This window comes from Streptomyces vastus, assembly GCF_039532825.1.
Classification (GTDB): domain Bacteria; phylum Actinomycetota; class Actinomycetes; order Streptomycetales; family Streptomycetaceae; genus Streptomyces; species Streptomyces vastus.
Genome location: NZ_BAAASJ010000125.1, coordinates 117,557 through 134,341 on the forward strand (window position 1 = coordinate 117,557; position 16,785 = coordinate 134,341).

The following is a 16,785-nucleotide window of genomic DNA, read 5'->3' on the forward strand; positions in this document are numbered from 1 at the left end:
AGAAGGAACGAAACATGGCGACAGGCCGACTCCCCGATCGCGAACAGCGCATCCTGGACGACATGGAAGCGGACCTGCGACGCGACCGACGGCTGCGTCGCAGGCTGCGCACCCTACGGATCAAGCGACGGCTGAACCCCGCACGGGTCGCCGGCTACCGGCCTCGTGTTCCGACCGTCGCGCTCCTGTTGTCGCTGTCGGTGGTGCTGATGGTGGTGGGTATCCGTACCTCCGAGCCGTTCGTGATCTGGGCCTTCGCCGCGCTGTGGCCGCTGACGCTGTTCGGGGTCTTCCGGCTGTTGTGCCGGTGGACGGAGCCATGAGCCGGGGCCGGCCCACGGGCCGAGGCTGACCAATGAGCCGGGTTTCGCGCGTCAGCGCTGGTAGAGCCCGACCAGAGTGCCGCTGGCCAGTTGCTGACGGTCGAGGACGTTGTGCAGGTCCTCGGCGGTGGCCTCGTCCGGGATGGAGACGGGGCCGGGGAGGGCGTACAGGCGGAAGAAGTAGCGGTGCGCCTTGTCGCCGACCGGGGGCTGTGGGCCGCCCCAGCCCGGTTCGCCGAAGCCGTTGATGTGCTGGTGTCCGCCCGGTGGCTTCTCGTCTGCGTCCAGGCCCTGGCTGCGCGAATCGATGCCCGTCACCAGCCAGTGGATGAAGGTCCCCGACGGCGCGTCCGGATCTTCACACACAAGAGCCAGCTCTACTGCCTCGTCGGGCACTCCGGACCAGGTCAGAGGCGGGGAGACGTTGTCGCCCTGCTTGGCGAAGCGGTCCGGGATCAGGGCGTGATCATTGAATGCGGTGCTTTTGAGTTCGATTCCGGCCATGCGCGCCGCAGTACCCCGAAGGAGCACGGGCACACCTGGCGCGGCCGGAACGGTGTGGTCCGACCGCGGCGTTAGCGGCGCCCCGCACGGGGAACCCGGAATGCCACCCCCTCCGAACCGAGGAGGCCCCTTGTGCGCAATCGTCGGCGGGTGAGCCGTACGCTCTGTGACTTCGACTCGTCGGTCGCGGCCGTTCGTGCGGTGAGCAGATTCATGCGCGGGCGCGACTTCCGCGCGCTGGGTGCGGGGCCCGCCTCCTCGCGTCTCGCGGCGCTCGCCTCGGCGCTGCCCTCTGCGGCGCAACGCCGGCTGTTCGTCACGGCGGGACGGTTCCAGAGTTCGCGCGCGTCTCGGGTGCGCGGGCTCACGAGTGAGGACCTGTCCTCCTGGACCGTCGGGGAGTACGGCCCCGGCCCGTATCCTGCCGTCTTCATCGGCTCCGTCAGCGGCGCCGCCGTACACCTCGCGGCCGCGATGGGTGCGCCGGTACTGCCGCAGACCTATCTGGTTCCGGTACGGGCCCGGGTGGACCCCGACCGCCCGCGGGACTCACTCATGGCGGGCCTGGAACCGGGCCGCAGCATGGTGGCGGCCAACCCTGATCTCTCCCTGTGCCATATGCACGACCCGAGTCAGGACCGGGCCATGCTCGTGCGCTTCCTGTACTTCCGCTTCAAGCGGCTGCGGCTCGGGGCGGTGCTGGAGCGGTTCCTCGATGAGCGGCTGGCCCCAGGCGCGACGATCTTCATCGTGGACTGCACTCTGACCTGGCCCGTCACCGTCCTCGGGGAGCGCCACAGCTTCCAGTTCGGCGCGCTGGGCGGCATGTCGCCCGACGAGTACGTCACCGGAAGCGAGCGGGTCGCCGAGCATCTCGCGCAGCAGGGGTCGCCGGTACGCCGCTGGGACCCGCCGCCGGCGGACGAACGGCGGCCCGAGGCCGAGTGGGGATACGACGACACTCTCACCGCGGACATCACCGAGGTGGCGGCACGGCGCGGCTACCGGGTGCGGCGCATCACCCTTGAGGAACCCGAGCACTTGAGCCCGACGGTCGCTGAGCTGTACCGCTGGTGGCACCACCGCCGCGGACTGCCCGCCGAACGGCTGCTGGTCGAGACGTACGACCAGTGGGAGCCGCACTGGACGCTGCGCCTGGGCGCGGTGCCGTTCTGGCTGCAGTTCACCGCCAGGTCCTCCCTCGAACTGCTGGAGCGCTATCTCGGCGGAGTCGAGCCGTACCGGCACATCGGGATCAATCTCTTCTCCAACGGTCTGCGCTCGGTCGGCCAGATTCCGGCGGCCGAGTGGCGCGAGTTGGCCGAGCGGTACGCGGTCGAGAGCGGCGGCACCCTCGGCGTGGACGAGCGTGCCTACCCGTGGGACTTCGGCGCCACGATGCGCCACCGGCCCGCGCTCGCGGCTCTGCCCGAGCGGCACCCGATGCCTCCTCCGCTGCGCCTCGACGAACTGGACGAGTTCCTCACCCACTTCCCGGCCACCTCGGTTCCGTTGCCGCCAAGGGTCGAGAGCCTGCACCCGGCGACCGGATCATGACCGCGGCCACCCGGCAGCGGAAGAAGAGGATGAACGATCGGCCATGAGCACACGCGAGCAGCACACCCCGGCGTTCCCGGAGCACACCGACATCACGTACCACGACGGGGACTTCGGGCGGATGCGCAGTCGTACGGTCGGCCGCAGGCAGCCGTCGGTGCCCGAGGTCGTACTCGTCCAGGGCATGGGCGTGTCCGACTATCTGCTCCCCGGGCTCGCGGCGCTCGGTGAGTGGACCCGGGCCCATCTGGTGGAGCTGCCGGGATTCGCCGGCAGTGGGGATCCCCCGCATGAGATGGATGTACGGGAGTTCGGGATCTGTGTCGCGGACTGGCTGCGCGAACAAGACCTCGGGCAGGTGATTCTCGTCGGGCACTCCAGCGGCACTCAGGTCGCTGTCCGGGCCGCCGTGGACCACCCGGACGTCGTGGGCGTCGTGCTGGCCAGTCCCACCGTCGACCCCATGGCCAGAAGCCTGCCGCGACTGCTGCTCCGCTGGCGGCTGGACTCCCGCCACGAACCGTCCGGGCTCAGCGAGAACCATCGCCCGGAATGGAAACGGGCCGGGATCCGCAGGATGGTGCACATCGCGCTGGTGCACCGGGCCGACAGACTGGAGGACTCCGTCGCCCGGCTGCGCGTTCCGCTGCTCGTGATCCGTGGCCGTGAGGACCGGATCAGTACGGCCCGCTGGGGCCGGGAGCTCGCGGGCCTCGTGCCGGACGGCCGGTACATCGAGGTGCCGGGGGCGCACACGTTTCCCTGGCTGGTTCCTGACGCGTGGTCGGGACCGATGCGGGAGCTGGCAGCGGCGGCGGGGCGGGTCTGAGCCCGGGGGGTGCGGTCAGCCCTCACCGGCCCGCGGGTTCATCAGTGTGCTTCCAGCGGAACGCTCAGCTCGTCAGCACCTGGGGCGAGGTCTCCTTCAACTCGGCGTTCGCCCAGCGGAGTTGGCGCAGGGTGTCGGGATGGCATCGTTGCGCGAGGCCGAGCAGCTGGTCGTCCGCGGTGGCCTGGGCGGCCTGGGCCACGAGTTCCCAGTCGACGGAGACCGCCGACGCCTGCTGGCAGATCCTTCTCAGATCACGGAGCAGGAGCAGTCCCGCGTCGCCCCGGCGTCCCGCCTCGCTGCGGCGGCCGATGATCTCGCTGCCCTTCTCGCGCAGCCGGCCGACCGGTCCCGGCTCGTCGTCCGGTTCCGGGTCGAGGGCGACGTCATAGCGCTCGGCGAGTTCGGCCAGCTCGCGGATGTGCCGGTGGGACCAGTCCGCAAGGTCGAGTGCGAGGTGGTGGATGTCGTGCGAGGTCTTGTGCCGTTCAGCGGTGTGCAGCAGTTCCCGGGCCAGCTCACGCTCCTCGCGATGCAGGTCCCGCAGCACCAGGCCGATCTTCATGTGTCACCTTCCGTCGGCGGCATACCGCGTACGTCCTCATCTGCCTCCGCGGCCGGGCCGCCCCGCGTCTCGGGCACGCCGGCACCGATCGGCGCGGAGGCGGCCGTCGTCGGAGCCGGGGCGGGGCTGCCGTCCTGCGCCCGGATGCGGCGCAGCCGGGCCGCGGCGGTCTTGTACAGGGGCTGCTTGGAGGCGGCGTCCCAGTCGGTGAGGGTCAGCTCGTTGGCGGCCCGGCCGTGGCCCACGTCGGCATCCGGACCCTCGTCGATGTCCCAGTAGCCGTAGTGGAACGGAAGGAACAGCACTCCGTCCCGGGTGCCGCTGACCCGGGCCTTGGCGCGCACCGAGCCGCGTGGCGTGGAGACCTCGACCAGGTCTCCCTCCATGACGCCCAGCTCGCTCGCGTCACCGGTCGAGATCTCCACCCACATCTCGGGGGCCGCCGCCCGCAGTTGGGGGGCGCGGGCCGTCTTGGTGCGTGTGTGGAAGTGGTAGAGCGTGCGTCCGGTGGTGAGCAGGAAGGGGTGATCACCGTTCGGCTGTTCATGCGGAGGGAGATATCCGGCCGACTTGATCACCGCCTTGCCGTACGGGTTCATCGCCCGGTACTCCGTGGGCTCTACGGGTGCTCCGGTGACCAGGTCACGGCCGTAGCTCTCGCAGTAGTCGGGGTTGCTCCAGAACGCGCCGCCGGAGTAGAGGCGTTCGGTGCCGTCCGGGTGTTCCGCGTCGCACGGCCACTGGATGCCGCTGCCGCCGCGCAGTCTGTCGTAGCTCAGACCGGTGTAGTCGCACGGGCGGCCACGGGAGCACTCCTTCCACGCCTCGAACGCCGACTCCGGATCCTGCCACTTCACCAGCGGGCCGCCGTCCTTGTCGCGCAGGTCCATGCGGCGGGCGTAGTCCAGGAAGATGTCCAGGTCGGGGCGAGCACCACCGGGCGGGTCGACCGCCTTCTCGGAGAGGTGGACGGTGCGGTCGGCGTTGGTGAAGGTGCCCGTCTTCTCGGCCCATCCGGCCGCCGGCAATACGACGTCGGCCAGCTCGGTCGTCTCCGTGGGGAACAGGTCCTGGACGACGAGGAAGAGGCGCTCCTGGGACAGTACGGAACGGATGCGGGACAGTTCAGGCAGGGACACCGCGGGATTGGTGCCCGTGACCCACAGCATGCGCAGGGTGCCCTGCTCCGCATAGCGGAACATCTTCATGGCGTGGGTGGGCGGACCGTAGTGCGGAATCCGCGACGGGTCGACGTTCCAGACCCGGGCGAGGTCGGCGACCTGTGCGTCGTCGGCCCAGTTGCGGAAGCCCGGAAGATCGCCGTCGGCACCGCACTCGCGGGTGTTCTGGGCCGTGGGCTGGCCGTTCATCTGCAGCACCCCGCAGCCCGGGCGTCCGAGCATGCCGCGTACGAGGTGGAGGTTGTTCACCTGCACCGCGGCGGCCGTGGCCTGGTGGGACTGGTAGAAGCCCTGCAACACCGTGGACACCAGCCGCTCACAGGTGCCCAGCGCCCGGGCTGCCCGCCGGATCTCTTCGGCGGGTACGTCGCAGATCTCGGCGGCCCGTTCGGGCGGGTACTCCTTCACGCGGCGCTCCAGTTCGTCGAAGCCCACCGTGTGCCGGGTGATGTACTCCGCGTCCGTCCAGCCGTTGCCGATGATCTCGTGCAGCAGCCCGTTCATCAGCGCCACGTTGGTGCCCGGCGTGGGGGCCAGGTGCACCGCCGCGGCACGGGCCACCGGAGTCAGGCGGGGATCCACGCAGATCAGCGAGGGCGGTTCGGGTCCCGCGAGCCGGTCGAGGATGCGCATCCACAGCACGGGCTGCGTCTCCGCCACGTTGTGCCCGAACAAGGCGATGACGTCGGCGCGGTCGATGTCGGTGTACGAACCGGGCTGTCCGTCACAGGCGAAGGACTGCTTCAGTGCCTCGGCCGCGGTCGCCGTGCACAGCCGGGTGTTGCCGTCCAGGTGGTTGGTGCCCAGCCCGCCGCGGGCGATCAGGCTCAGGGTGTAGTACTCCTCCAGGAAGAGCTGCCCGGTGGTGTAGAAGCCGATCGCGCTCGGCCCCTGGTCCCGCAGGAGCTGCTTCGTACGGGCGACGACGCTGTCCATCGCGGTGTCCCAGTCCGTCTCCACGAGGCGGCCGTCCTGCCGCACCAACGGCCGCGTCAGCCGGTCCGGGGAGGCGCCCGCCTGCCAGCCGTACAAGTCCTTGGGGTCCAGACGGCCCTGGTTCACCCGGTCCTCGGCACGGCCGCGCACTCCGACGATCTCCCCGTCCTTGACCGCGATGTCCAGGGCGTCTCCGTTGGAGTGCAGCACCGAGGCCGACCGTACCCAGCGGTCGGGGTGCGTGGTGCCCATGTGCTCGGACAGGTAGGTGTCCACTCGCACCGGCCACTTCTCGCCTCGCGCGTACGGCGTACGGGTCCCCCACGGCTCAGCGATCCGGTCCACTCGTCGCATGCGCCCGCCTCTCCCCTCCTGCCGCCCGGAATCCGTGCCGGTCATCTGGCGACGAGTGCCCTTCGTACGCCGGGCAAACCGCGGGCGCGCCCCGGCGCCGGCCGGCACCCTGCCGGGATACACCCCTCTTCCCGTTTCGTACCAAAGGCCGGGGTAACCCGTTTCGAGGTCGCGACCGAGGCCACCGACGGTGCCCTGGCCACGCAGATCCGTCCGGCACTCGACGACGACCTCGCCGAGGTCCTCTTCGCGGGCAGTACGGACTAGCGCGCGACGGCACACCAGGCCCAAAGGTCCGAGGAAACGCGGCTCTGGACTACTCAGGAAGTGATTGACATGCCCGAGCCCGGAAGCAAGAAGTACGACACCCGGCGTGCGCGGCTGCGCAAGGACGCGGAGGCGGCCGGGACCCCCGACCAGCAGGCCAACGAAGAGGCCAACGAGACGCTGCGGGAGGACTCGGACTGGCGCAGCCGCGGGCCCCGCACGGAACGTGGCCGCGGCCCCAAGGGCGAACGCCCGGAGAGCGCGGACTGAACCGCTTCGATCCGATCTCGCTCAACGGCCCGGTCCAGTGATGACAAGTCGGCAGGAATAGTAGGAACAGCAGGAACAGCAGGAATATGGACGTTCTTCGCTGTTCGTCAGTGGATAGCCGGGGAACTCGCGCAGCATGCAGCAGCACAGCAACCCAGATCCCGATCCGCTGCGGACGCCCGGCCTGGAGCCCGGTGGCGGCGTTCCGCCCGGCGAGACGCCGCCTGCCGAGAGCAGTACGCCCGGCGCCGGACCGCAGGAGACCCACAACCCGCCGCGCGGCTGGGCCAAGGGCCCGCTGACCGTCATCCTGGTTCTCGTGGTGCTGGTCGCCGCAGGCTTCCTCGCGTTCGCGATCGCGCTCGCCCTGTGAGTACGCACCGTCCGTGGGCACGTACGTTCCGCCGATCGGGCGCTCGGTCGTGCCGTCAGTCGGGCTGTTCTTGTGGGCCGGGCTCCTCCTCGACCGGCTCGACCGGGGAAGCCCGGGAGCCCTCGTCGCCACGCTGTCCTGAGCCCGCCTCGTCCGGGTCCGGATAGGCCTCCGGAGGCTCCTGCCCGGCGGACTCGGCGGCCGGAACGTCCACGATGGCCTCCTCCCGCTCGGCTTCCTCCGGCGACGCGGGCAGATCCCGCGGCACCTTGGTCTCGGTGCCCGGCTTCTCGGACCGTTTCTCCTCCATGCCGACCGCTCCCTTCGTCGAGTGCGTCGAACGAGAGCAACAACCACTGGCGCCCTAAGGCAGCGGCGTGCCGCCCGTGGCGTTGAGGATCTCCCCCGTGATGAAGCTCGCCTCCTGGGAGGCGAGATAGACGTACGCCGGGGCCAGCTCGGCAGGCTGTGCCGGCCGCCCCAAGGGGGACTGCTTGCCGAACTTCACCGTGTCCGGCAGCGTCGCGGGGATCAGCGGGGTCCACACAGGGCCCGGTGCGACCGCGTTGACGCGGATGCCACGGTCCACGAGCATCTGGGCCAGCCCTTGGGTGAAGGTCACGATCGCACCCTTGGTCGTCGCGTAGTCCAGCAGATGGGGGCTGGGCTTGTAGGCCTGCACGGACGTGGAGTTGATGATGCTGCCACCCTCCGGGATGTGCGGCAGGGCGAACTTCGTCAGCCAGAACATTCCGTACAGGTTGGTGCGCATGACCCGGTCGAACTGCTCGGTCGAGATCGCCTCGATGCCCTCCGGCTGCGACATCTGGTACGCCGCGTTGTTCACCAGGACGTCGATACGCCCGAACTCCCCGGCCGCCCGCTCGATCAGCGCCCGGCAGTTCTCCTCCTCGCGGATGTCGCAGGAGACGGCGACCGCCTTGCGGCCTGCGCCCTCCACAAGCCGGGACGTCTCGCTCGCCTCGTCCGCCTCCTGTTCGAGGTAGGTGAACAGCACGTCGGCGCCCTCCCGGGCGAAGGCCAGCGCCACAGCCCGCCCGATGCCGGAATCCCCGCCGGTGATGACGGTCTTGCGGCCCTCCAGCCGGCCGCTGCCGCGGTAGGACTCCTCGCCGTGGTCGGGCGGCGGGTCCATCGGACCTGTCCAGCCCGGATGGGGCTGGTCCTGTGCCGGGAACTCGGGGCGAGGATGCTGCGTCACTGGATTCTGCTGCGCGTGCTGCGGATCGGTCACGTCGGCCTCCTGACCGCTGGGCTGACTGCTGGTAGTCCGGTCAGGCTGGCGAGTTCCCGTCCCGCCCCGGCCGAAAAGTCAGGATGGGCCCCCGCTCACGGGCACCCGCACCTCTTCAGCGCGTTGCCCGAGTACGAGCACGGCTGCGGCGGGGGCGTCAGCGGTGGGCGAAGCGGTTGATTCCGACAACCTCCTCCAGGGTGGGCGTGGACATGAGGGCGGCGAAGTGCTCCGTCAGGCGGAGGCGGTCGGCGATCGCCCTGGGCTGCTTGGGGCGCAGTGTCATCGGGACGCCGGGCTGTCGATGCGGGCGAGGAAGCCGACGAGTGCGGCGTTGACCTCGGCGGGACGCTCCTGCTGTGTCCAGTGCCCGCAGCCCGGCAGCACCACCGGGCCGTGCAGTTGAGGCGCGACAGCGCTCAGCGGGTTATCCGATCCGCCTTGGCCACGGAACATTTCGCTCAGCGAGCTGCCCCCGTCCGGGGCACGCAGTGAGGTGACCATGTCGCGGTCTCCCACCATGTACAGCGCGGGGACGTCGATCCCGAGCCCCCGGAAAGGCGCGAGCTGTTCGTTGTTGCGTTCGATGTTCCGGTACCAGTTGAAGGCTCCGGTGAATGCCTGCTCGCCGTGCAGGGCGAAGTCCTCGGCATACGCCTGGATGTCCTCCTCCGTCAGCCAGGCAGGGAGGTCGGGCGACTGCGGCATGGTGTCCAGAAGGCCAAGACCGTCGGGTACGACCAACGGGCGGGGCTCCCTGCCGAGCGGGTTGTCGCCCGAGGCACCGACCAGGAGGCGGCGGAAGGAGTCCGGGATGTCCTTGGCGAACTCCACGTCGGCGACTCCCGGCTGCTGGAAGTAGACCTGGTAGAAGCCCTCGCCGTACTGGGTGCGGGTGATCGAGGGCGGGACCATCCCGCCGGGCAGGATGGGCGGAATGCTGAGCCCGGCCACCGCGCGGACCTTGTCCGGGCGCAGCATCGCCGCGGTCCACGCCACGGGTGCTCCCCAGTCGTGGCCCACGACGACCGCCTGCTCCTCCCCCAGCTCCTCGATCAGGGCGATCACGTCGCCGACGGGGTGGAGCAGGGTGTACGACGTGACGTCCGGCGGCTGCTCGCTGCGGGCGTAGCCGCGCTGGTCAGGGGCGACGACCCGGTACCCGGCCGCCGCCAGCGCCCCGAACTGGTGACGCCAGGAGTACCAGCTCTCCGGCCAGCCGTGCAGCAGCAGGACCAGCGGCCCCTGCCCCTGCTCGGCGATGTGGGGGTCCCAGTAGTTCTCGCGGAAAAACAACGCTAAGCCGTGCGGCAGCCCATTGATCTGGGCTGATGTCCGTGCTCACCGTCGGGCGGCAGACCATGCTCGAGCCCCGAGGAGCGGCCGGACGAACTACTGCCGGCCGCGGTGCTCGGCGCGGTGCGGAGCTCGAAGCGGATCAAGGCCGACCTGGCCATGGCGAACCTGCGCGACACCGGGTTCCCTGCGTAGGGACGCCGCAGGATAGTGCAACGCCCCCTGTCGTCCGGGGAGTTCGGGGATTTCTGCCTCTGCCCATCGTCTGGCCGGGTAGCGGTGGTGCTCGTCTGCGTTGATCGAGTGGGATGGGAGGGGGCCGATGGCCACCAGGGTGTTCTCGGATGAGGAGTTGGAGGGCTTACGGTCCTTTCCGGCGATCGGCAAGGACGAGCTGATCCGGTACTTCACCCTCACCCGGCCGACGAGGCGTTCCTGCGGAAGTTCCGCCGGGCCCAGAACGTGCTCGGTGCCGCCGTGCAGCTGTCCGCCCTGCCCTGGCTGGGGCACGGAGTTCTGCCGTCTGGTCGGCAAGAGCCCCGATGCCTCCGAGGCTCTGCCGCTGGTGATGGACGAACTGGACGAAGCTCTGGGCGACCTGGAGGAGGTCCTCAAGCGCGGCGACGGGCCAGTCCGGCTGAACGACGCCGGGGAGCTGGTCATCTCGCCGCTCACCGCGGAGGACATCCCGTCCGAGGCCGAGGATCTGCACGCCGAGCTGGAGCGGATGCTGCCGAACGTGCCGATCGCCTCTTTGCTGGTGGAGATGGACCGGCACACCGGTTTCCTGGACTGCTTCGTCCACGCCGGCGGCAAGCAGGCCCGCTCCCCGCAGCTCAAAAGGAATCTGATCGCCTGCCTGATCGGGCTCTCCACGAACCTCGGATTGCACGGCATGGCCGGGTCAACTACCACCACCAGCTGCCGGTGACGGCCATGTTCGGCTCCGGCACCCTGTCGTCATCCGACGGGCAGCGGTTCCCGACGAGGGGCAAGTCGATCACTGCCCGGCACCTGAACAAGTACTTCGTGTCCGAGGGCATCTCCACCTACACCCACGTCTCCGACCAGCACTCGACGTTCGGCACGAAGGTCATCGTGGCCACCCATCGCGAGGCCCACTATGTGCTGGACGAGATCCTGGGCAACGCCACCGATCTGCCGATCACCGAGCACGCCACGGACACGCGTGGTGTCACCCTGGTCAACTTCGGCCTGTTCGACCTGGTGGGCGAGCAGCTCTCGCCCCGCATCCGGGACCTGGGCAAGATCACCCTGTATCGGATGGGCGCCAAGAGCGACTACGAGGAGCGGTTCCCGACTGCGGGGCCGCTGCTGACGAAGAAGGCCAACCTGGACCTGGTCGCCGACCACTGGGACGACCTGCTCCGTCTGGCCGGGTCGCTGAAGTACGGGCACGCCACCGCCTCCCTGATCGTCGGCAAGCTCTCCGCGTCCTCCCGGCGGAACGCGCTGGCCGCCGCGCTGAAGGAGTACGGCGCGATCAGGAGGACGATCTATGCGGCGAAGTACCTGTCGGACGAGGGATACCGGCGCAAGATCGCCCGGCAGCTGAACAAGGGCGAGTCGCTGCACGCCCTGCGCCGCCAGCTCCACTACGCGCGCGAAGGCAAGGTCATCCGCCGCCAGACCGAGCAGCAGAACGAGCAGGCGTGGTGCCTGACCGTCGTGACGAACGCAGTGGTCTGCTGGCACACGGAGTACATGGGCCTGGCCGTCGGTGAACTGCGTACCGCCGGGCGCGGGGTGGACGCCGAGGTGTTGGCGCACATCTCCCCGGCGCGCAGTTCGGTGGTCAACTACTACGGCTCGATCACCGTCGACTACGAACGCGAACTCGCGCAGCTCGACGAGAAGGGACACCGTCCGCTGCGAACCGCTGGCATGGACGAGCCCGGAGCCGGGCTGTAGCAGCCGGACACGGACCTGTTGTCCGCTGCACGCCCCGGATGCATCAGACGATGCCGACGACAGGGAGTGGACCAGCGCGGTGGCCGGCGTTGTCCGCCTGGTTCACTGTCGCCTTCCTTGCCGTTGGTGCAGTCAGGAAGCACGCAGGAGCTGAGGGGTCAGCGTGACTTGGGGAAGGCGGCGCGCAGTGCGGAGCCGCGGGTGATGAACGCGACTCGGATGATGGGCAGCATGCAGACGGCCTGCATCACGGCGTACCACGGCGGGCAGACACCCGGGATCAGGTCGACGCCGATGATCGCGATCGGCATGATGACGGCGAGGACGCTCACGCGCTCGAAGGCCCGTCGAGATCCCCGGGAAGCGGAGACGGTCATCCGGTAGATCAGCACGGCGACTACAGGCAGCAGGACTGCCCGGACCCACATGAACGTGTTCACCATATGACCGCTGCTCGACACCACGATGACTGCCAGGAGGGCGACGGCGCTGAGTGCGCCGTAGACCTTGACGCTGTTCTCCGCCGTATCGAAGGCTTCTTGGGTGCGGGGGCTGTTGAGGAGTGCCGCCTCAGTCGTGTGCTTGTTGGTTTCCATGCTCACCGACGCTAGGAAGCGCCAGGCCGACGCGGTATCCGTCTGGACCCACGGGTGGGTGGGGCTAGCCCCACTCCCTGGCTGACCAGGGCGGTAGCGGGCTCCGCGCGGTGCACAGTGGGAGCACCGAACGGAAAGCGAAGGAAGAATCATGAGACAGCTGGGTTCGTGGCTGGCGTGCGTCCGCGTGGGGTTCGTACGGGCGTGCGTCGTGGCGGTCATCAGCATGCTGGTCCCGGCCGTGTGGGCCGCCGCCGTGGCGCTGGGGATCTGGTGGGGAGCGGGAAACCCGTGGTCGTGGGTTGCGCCGGTCGTGCTGGTGTGCGGGGGCACGCTCGCCCTGTCCCGCCCGGTCTGCCGGATGGTCCGCTTCCTCGTCGCGAGGTGGACGGCCACCGTCATCCCCGCCGGATACCGGCAGGCCGGGCCGGTGACGCGGATGTCCACCGGGTACTGGTGGAACGGCTTCAGCTACGAGCGCACCCGCCGCGATGCCCTCTTGGATCAGAAGTGGCGGGTCCGGTGGAGCGACCCCGCCAACTGGCGCGACCTGCGGTTCACGGCGATCGCGCCGCTCACCGCGGGCGTGGTCGCGTCCCTCCCGCCGGCCGGGGTGGCCGTGGCGGTGCTCGGGCTCGGCCAGCCGGGGCCCGCCACGCGCGTCGTCGGCGCGCTCGGCCTGGTCGTGGCCGGCGCTAGCGCCCCGTATGCCTGGCGGTGCGTCGAGCCAGTGGCCGTCCGCTTCCTGCGCCCGTCACCCGCGATGGCGCTGGCGGACCGGGTGGACGAGCTGACTGCCCAGCGCGCGGATGCGACGGTTGCCCAGGCCGCCGAGATCCGCCGGATCGAGCGGGACCTGCACGACGGGGCGCAGGCCCGCCTGGTCGGGCTCGGGCTCTCTTTGGCGACTGCGGAGAAGCTGATGGAAACCGACCCTGACCAGGCCAGGACGCTGATGCGGGAAGCGCGAGCCGGTGCCACCGCGTCACTGACCGAGCTCCGCGAACTGGTCCAGGGAATCAACCCGCCCGTGCTGAACGACCGCGGGCTCATCGACGCCGTTCGCGCTCTTGCCCTGGACAGCCCGCTCGAAGCGGCTGTCAGCGCAGACCTTCAACTCAGCCTGGACCCGCCGATCGAGTCCGCCCTGTACTTCGCCATCGCCGAACTGCTGACCAACGCGGTCAAGCACGCCCGTGCGACCCGGGCCCGGATATCCATCACCCAGGACGACACCGGCATCGTCATCGATGTCGAAGACAACGGCCGCGGCGGAGCCGGCCTGCGAGCCGACGGCGGACTCGCGGGGCTGCGCCGCCGCCTCGCGGTCTTCGACGGCACCCTGGAGATCACCAGCCCGGAAGGCGGCCCGACCCGGGTGAGGATGATGGTGCCGTGCGAATCGTTGTAGCCGAAGACCTGTACCTCCTGCGTGACGGGATGGTTCGCCTCACCGAGGCATATGGACACCAGGTGGTGGCAACCGCAGCCACCGGACCCGAGACGCTGCACGCGCTGTTGACGTGGCGGCCGGATGTTGCCGTCGTCGACGTCCGCATGCCACCGACCCAGTCGGACGAGGGCCTGCGGGCGGCTCTTGCCGCCCGCAGCGAACTGCCCGGACTGCCGGTCCTCATCCTTTCCCAGTACGTCGAGCAGTTGTACGCCCGCGAACTCCTGGCCGACGGCGCCGGTGGCATCGGCTACTTCCTCAAAGAGAGCGTCTTCGACGCCGATCAGTTCATCGACGCCCTGGAACGCGTCGCCGCCGGCGGGACCGCCATGGACCCGGCCGTCATCGCCAAACTACTGTCCAACGGATCCTCGTATCGACGGCTCGAACGGCTCACCGAACGCGAACACTCCGTGCTCGGCCTCATGGCCGAAGGACTGTCCAACCAGGCCATCGGCCAACGGCTCTTCCTCAGTGAAAGCGCCATCAGCAAGTACACCACCTCCCTGTTCGGCAAACTTGGCATCACCGATGACGACAACAACAACCGCCGCGTCCTCGCCGTTCTCACCTACCTGAACAACCCCTGACGCGCCTCGGCCCCACCGCAAGTCGGTGTTTCATAGGTGGTCCCCGTTTCAGCACCGGGCGCCAGCAACATCGCCGCAGGTCGATTTGTTTCACAGGCCGTTTCCTTCCTCATGGCCAGTGAAACGCACTTCTGAAACGATCCGAGCGTGATCACCGACCCGTTCCGGCTCGTCGAGTCGCACACCTGCCCGATGTCCACCTGCCAGGCCCCGGCGGGCTCGCCCTGCCGCACCACCTCCGGCAAGGTCGCGCTCAAGTACCACACCGCGCGCTTCCAGCTCGTCCCCGCGCTCCGCTCCGAGCTGCACGTCGCCACCCCGGCCGTACGCCATCCCGGCTCCGCCTGGCAGGCCCTGCCGGTGCAGAAGCTCGCGGCGCCTGCCGTGCCGATGGAGGTTCGGCTCGCGTAAGGCGTCTCCAGCCGGACGCAGGAGATCCAGTCCCAGGTCGACGCCCTCGAATCCTCCGGCGTACACCGGCTTTTCCAGGAACAGATCAGCACCCGGGTCCGCGAACGCTCCGAAATGAAGGCGGCCCTGGCGGCGGCCCGCGAGTACCGCTCGCTGGGGGCGAGGGTGACCCTCGTGGTGCACGAGATGAAGCGGCTCGGCCGCGGCGCCCTGGAACTCCTCAAGGTCGCCGGGGAACTGCGCGACGCCGAGATCGAGCTGGAGTTCCTCACCGGCCCCCTGGCCGGGAAGCACGACCCGTCAGGCCACGGGGCCGCCCTGTTCGCCTTCTTCGCCGCCATGGCGGAGTCCGAGCGCGACTACATCCGCGACAAGACCCTCGAAGGCCAGGAGACCGCCCGTACGAAGGGCAAGGCGATCGGCGGGGTCAAGGTCTCCGACGAGGACATGCTCGCCACCGCCCTGCGCCTGCGCGACGACGAACGGCTCTCGCTGCGCGAGATCGCCTCCCGCCTCGTCATCCGCACCGGCAAGAAGCGCGGCCAGCACCCAGCCCCGGCCACCGTCATGCGCATGCTGCGCGAACACGATGAGCAGACAGCCACAGCCACTCTGGAGCCCACGGCCTGACCTGGGGATCAGTCCTTAGCGTTGTTTTTTCGGCGAGAACTACTGGGACCCCATGTGCAGCCTGACCCCGTTCACGTCGACGAAGCGGTGGGTGAGCGAACTTCCCACAGGGAATTCCTTTGGATCGGTGGGTGAGTGCGTGCGTGCTACTGCTTCAGCTGGGCGTACATGGCTTCCAGGCCGGCGGACAGCTGCGACTTGATCCAGCGGGTGGTGTCGTCGGCCAGCACCTCGTGCGCCCCCGCCTCGATGCCGTCGAGCGCGGTCACGGCGACGTCGCGTGGGTCGGCCTTGGGCGCGTCGATACCCGACGTCATGTCGGTGTCCACGTAGGCCACGTGGAGCCCGGTCACCGCGATGCCGCGCGGCTGCAACTCCAGGCGCAGAGAGTTGGTCTGCGACCACAGGGCGGCCTTGGAGGCGCTGTAGGGCGTGCCGTCGGCCAGCCAGGACAGGGCGGAGTGGACGTTGAGGATGTGGCCCCCGCCGTTGCGCTCGATGATCGGCGTGAAGGCCCGGGTGACCAGCAGCGGCCCGTAGAAGTTGGTCTCCAGGTCCCGTCGCACGTCGTCCATCGGGGAGTTGAGGTACGAGGCGCGTACGGAGGCGCCGGCGTTGTTGATCAGGATGGTGACGTCCTGGGCCCGCTCGGCGGCGGCTGCCACGGATACCGGGTCGGTGACATCGAGCGCCAGCGGAACGGCACCGGAGTGTGTCACCGAGCGCGGGTCACGTGCCGTGGCATAGACCTTGCCGGCGCCGCGCGCGTAGAGCTCCTCGACCAGCACCTTGCCGATACCCCGGCTGCCTCCGGTGACGAAGACGTTGGCGCCCTTGATCGCTGTCACGACTACCTCCAGAAGATGGGAAACCGATCAGTTTCGACCAATGTAAACCGATCGGTTTTCTCATGCAAGTCGGTCGCGTCCCGGCGCCGCAGCCGAGGACGGGCCGCAGCCGAGGATGAGCCCGGCCCTCACGGGTACCCGAGGCCGATGACCGCGCCCCGTCCGTCCGGGAGGGGCCGCACACCGACGCGCGATGTGAGGTGATCCTCCATGGCTGATATCCACGGCCTCTCCGACCACGAACTCGACGCCCTGTGGGAGGAGTTCCATCGCGTCGTGAACATGACCTCGCACGCGCTCAGCGAGTGGCTCAGGACCCGGGATGCGAGTCCCGTCACCGAGCCGCTGCCCGAGGAGGCCGGGAGCGAGGCGGGGCGGCATGTGCTGGCGATCCTGCAGAAACGCCGTCGGGACCTCACCGACGACGACGTACGCCTCATGCGCAAGGTCGTGGACGTCGTCGGTTCCCTGAGCGACGAGGAACGCGAGCCGGAGTCTGCCGACCTGAGCCGGCGCCACCGGCTGATGACCCTGGGGCATGATCCCCTCAAGCCGTCCTGACCGGGCAGAGCACCCGGTGGCTCGTTTCCGTGGCAGGCGGCGGGGCACCCGGTG

General features: G+C 69.4%; 18 protein-coding genes and 2 pseudogenes. 11 read left to right on the forward strand and 9 right to left on the reverse strand.

Features of this window, described 5'->3' with window-relative positions; all coding sequences use genetic code 11:
- Nucleotides 1-14: 14 nt before the first annotated feature.
- Nucleotides 15-323, forward strand: a complete 309-nt coding sequence (locus ABD357_RS42900) for a DUF3040 domain-containing protein (RefSeq protein WP_344397064.1) — start codon at nucleotides 15-17, stop codon at nucleotides 321-323.
- 51 nt (nucleotides 324-374) lie between these two features.
- Here the strand turns inward: ABD357_RS42900 and ABD357_RS42905 are convergent, their stop codons facing one another.
- Nucleotides 375-827, reverse strand: coding sequence for a YbhB/YbcL family Raf kinase inhibitor-like protein (locus ABD357_RS42905; RefSeq protein WP_344397066.1), 453 nt, complete (start codon nucleotides 825-827; stop codon nucleotides 375-377).
- Nucleotides 828-977: 150 nt separating this feature from the next.
- On the opposite strand from ABD357_RS42905, the gene ABD357_RS42910 reads away from it, so the two are divergent.
- Both ABD357_RS42910 and ABD357_RS42915 read left to right on the forward strand, forming a co-directional pair.
- The gene (locus ABD357_RS42910) at nucleotides 978-2,384 is read left to right on the forward strand and encodes a hypothetical protein (protein ID WP_344397068.1); all 1,407 of its coding nucleotides are present in this window, start codon (nucleotides 978-980) and stop codon (nucleotides 2,382-2,384) included.
- A gap of 43 nt (nucleotides 2,385-2,427) precedes the next feature.
- Entirely contained in the window at nucleotides 2,428-3,213 is a 786-nt protein-coding gene (locus ABD357_RS42915; RefSeq protein WP_344397070.1) for an alpha/beta fold hydrolase, read from the forward strand.
- Between the two features lie 64 nt (nucleotides 3,214-3,277).
- Here the strand turns inward: ABD357_RS42915 and ABD357_RS42920 are convergent, their stop codons facing one another.
- Nucleotides 3,278-3,778 carry a hypothetical protein gene (locus ABD357_RS42920; RefSeq protein WP_344397071.1) on the reverse strand — a complete coding sequence of 167 codons (501 nt, stop codon included), beginning with the start codon at nucleotides 3,776-3,778 and terminating at the stop codon, nucleotides 3,278-3,280.
- A complete protein-coding gene (locus ABD357_RS42925) occupies nucleotides 3,775-6,249 on the reverse strand; it encodes a molybdopterin oxidoreductase family protein (protein WP_344397072.1) in 2,475 nt (824 codons plus the stop codon). Before ABD357_RS42925 ends, ABD357_RS42920 begins: the two co-directional genes overlap by 4 nt.
- 336 nt (nucleotides 6,250-6,585) lie before the next feature.
- Between ABD357_RS42925 and ABD357_RS42930 the strand changes: the two genes are divergently transcribed.
- Both ABD357_RS42930 and ABD357_RS42935 read left to right on the forward strand, forming a co-directional pair.
- Nucleotides 6,586-6,786 carry a hypothetical protein gene (locus ABD357_RS42930; RefSeq protein WP_344397075.1) on the forward strand — a complete coding sequence of 67 codons (201 nt, stop codon included), beginning with the start codon at nucleotides 6,586-6,588 and terminating at the stop codon, nucleotides 6,784-6,786.
- Between the two features lie 136 nt (nucleotides 6,787-6,922).
- Nucleotides 6,923-7,159 carry a DUF6480 family protein gene (locus ABD357_RS42935; protein ID WP_344397076.1) on the forward strand — a complete coding sequence of 79 codons (237 nt, stop codon included), beginning with the start codon at nucleotides 6,923-6,925 and terminating at the stop codon, nucleotides 7,157-7,159.
- Nucleotides 7,160-7,214: 55 nt separating this feature from the next.
- On the opposite strand, the gene ABD357_RS42940 is transcribed toward ABD357_RS42935, so the two are convergent.
- The 4 genes from ABD357_RS42940 to ABD357_RS42955 all read right to left on the reverse strand — a co-directional run bounded on the left by ABD357_RS42940 (nucleotide 7,215) and on the right by ABD357_RS42955 (nucleotide 9,710).
- Nucleotides 7,215-7,469 carry a hypothetical protein gene (locus ABD357_RS42940; RefSeq protein WP_344397078.1) on the reverse strand — a complete coding sequence of 85 codons (255 nt, stop codon included), beginning with the start codon at nucleotides 7,467-7,469 and terminating at the stop codon, nucleotides 7,215-7,217.
- 54 nt (nucleotides 7,470-7,523) lie between these two features.
- Entirely contained in the window at nucleotides 7,524-8,414 is an 891-nt protein-coding gene (locus ABD357_RS42945) for an SDR family oxidoreductase (protein WP_344397080.1), read from the reverse strand.
- Nucleotides 8,415-8,571: 157 nt separating this feature from the next.
- Complete coding sequence (locus ABD357_RS42950) at nucleotides 8,572-8,700, reverse strand: hypothetical protein (RefSeq protein WP_344397082.1); 129 nt, start codon at nucleotides 8,698-8,700, stop codon at nucleotides 8,572-8,574.
- Entirely contained in the window at nucleotides 8,697-9,710 is a 1,014-nt protein-coding gene (locus ABD357_RS42955) for an alpha/beta fold hydrolase (protein ID WP_344397084.1), read from the reverse strand. The genes ABD357_RS42950 and ABD357_RS42955 overlap by 4 nt, the downstream gene beginning before the upstream one ends.
- Before the next feature lie 766 nt (nucleotides 9,711-10,476).
- Here ABD357_RS42955 and ABD357_RS42960 point away from each other — a divergent pair.
- A pseudogene (locus ABD357_RS42960) lies at nucleotides 10,477-11,642 on the forward strand (transposase).
- Nucleotides 11,643-11,800: 158 nt separating this feature from the next.
- On the opposite strand, the gene ABD357_RS42965 reads toward ABD357_RS42960, so the two are convergent.
- On the reverse strand, nucleotides 11,801-12,238 hold the full coding sequence (locus tag ABD357_RS42965) for a hypothetical protein (RefSeq protein ID WP_344397086.1): 438 nt from the start codon (nucleotides 12,236-12,238) through the stop codon (nucleotides 11,801-11,803).
- Between the two features lie 151 nt (nucleotides 12,239-12,389).
- Here ABD357_RS42965 and ABD357_RS42970 point away from each other — a divergent pair, with 151 nt between their 5' ends.
- From ABD357_RS42970 to ABD357_RS42985, 4 genes and pseudogenes are all read left to right on the forward strand, one after another.
- Nucleotides 12,390-13,649, forward strand: a complete 1,260-nt coding sequence (locus ABD357_RS42970) for a sensor histidine kinase (RefSeq protein WP_344397088.1) — start codon at nucleotides 12,390-12,392, stop codon at nucleotides 13,647-13,649.
- Nucleotides 13,634-14,281 (forward strand): response regulator transcription factor, encoded by a 648-nt coding sequence (locus tag ABD357_RS42975; protein ID WP_344397091.1) that lies wholly within the window; start codon nucleotides 13,634-13,636, stop codon nucleotides 14,279-14,281. The genes ABD357_RS42970 and ABD357_RS42975 overlap by 16 nt, the downstream gene beginning before the upstream one ends.
- A 147-nt stretch (nucleotides 14,282-14,428) precedes the next feature.
- A complete protein-coding gene (locus tag ABD357_RS42980) occupies nucleotides 14,429-14,692 on the forward strand; it encodes a zinc finger domain-containing protein (RefSeq protein WP_344397093.1) in 264 nt (87 codons plus the stop codon).
- A 15-nt stretch (nucleotides 14,693-14,707) separates the two neighbouring features.
- A pseudogene (locus tag ABD357_RS42985) lies at nucleotides 14,708-15,322 on the forward strand (recombinase family protein); the annotation flags it as partial.
- A 146-nt stretch (nucleotides 15,323-15,468) separates the two neighbouring features.
- Here the strand turns inward: ABD357_RS42985 and ABD357_RS42990 are convergent.
- Nucleotides 15,469-16,170 (reverse strand): SDR family oxidoreductase, encoded by a 702-nt coding sequence (locus ABD357_RS42990; RefSeq protein WP_344397095.1) that lies wholly within the window; start codon nucleotides 16,168-16,170, stop codon nucleotides 15,469-15,471.
- Nucleotides 16,171-16,380: 210 nt separating this feature from the next.
- Here ABD357_RS42990 and ABD357_RS42995 point away from each other — a divergent pair, with 210 nt between their 5' ends.
- Nucleotides 16,381-16,731 carry a DUF3140 domain-containing protein gene (locus tag ABD357_RS42995; protein ID WP_344397097.1) on the forward strand — a complete coding sequence of 117 codons (351 nt, stop codon included), beginning with the start codon at nucleotides 16,381-16,383 and terminating at the stop codon, nucleotides 16,729-16,731.
- Nucleotides 16,732-16,785 lie beyond the last annotated feature (54 nt).

What these genes read in the sequence shown, in the direction of transcription:
- ABD357_RS42900 (WP_344397064.1), top strand. Translation starts at nt 15, where the DNA reads ATGGCGACAGGCCGACTCCCCGATCGCGAACAGCGCATCCTGGACGAC.
- ABD357_RS42905 (WP_344397066.1), bottom strand. Translation starts at nt 827, where the DNA reads ATGGCCGGAATCGAACTCAAAAGCACCGCATTCAATGATCACGCCCTG.
- ABD357_RS42915 (WP_344397070.1), top strand. Translation starts at nt 2,428, where the DNA reads ATGAGCACACGCGAGCAGCACACCCCGGCGTTCCCGGAGCACACCGAC.
- ABD357_RS42920 (WP_344397071.1), bottom strand. Translation starts at nt 3,778, where the DNA reads ATGAAGATCGGCCTGGTGCTGCGGGACCTGCATCGCGAGGAGCGTGAG.
- ABD357_RS42925 (WP_344397072.1), bottom strand. Translation starts at nt 6,249, where the DNA reads ATGCGACGAGTGGACCGGATCGCTGAGCCGTGGGGGACCCGTACGCCG.
- ABD357_RS42930 (WP_344397075.1), top strand. Translation starts at nt 6,586, where the DNA reads ATGCCCGAGCCCGGAAGCAAGAAGTACGACACCCGGCGTGCGCGGCTG.
- ABD357_RS42935 (WP_344397076.1), top strand. Translation starts at nt 6,923, where the DNA reads ATGCAGCAGCACAGCAACCCAGATCCCGATCCGCTGCGGACGCCCGGC.
- ABD357_RS42940 (WP_344397078.1), bottom strand. Translation starts at nt 7,469, where the DNA reads ATGGAGGAGAAACGGTCCGAGAAGCCGGGCACCGAGACCAAGGTGCCG.
- ABD357_RS42950 (WP_344397082.1), bottom strand. Translation starts at nt 8,700, where the DNA reads ATGACACTGCGCCCCAAGCAGCCCAGGGCGATCGCCGACCGCCTCCGC.
- ABD357_RS42965 (WP_344397086.1), bottom strand. Translation starts at nt 12,238, where the DNA reads ATGGAAACCAACAAGCACACGACTGAGGCGGCACTCCTCAACAGCCCC.
- ABD357_RS42970 (WP_344397088.1), top strand. Translation starts at nt 12,390, where the DNA reads ATGAGACAGCTGGGTTCGTGGCTGGCGTGCGTCCGCGTGGGGTTCGTA.
- ABD357_RS42995 (WP_344397097.1), top strand. Translation starts at nt 16,381, where the DNA reads ATGGCTGATATCCACGGCCTCTCCGACCACGAACTCGACGCCCTGTGG.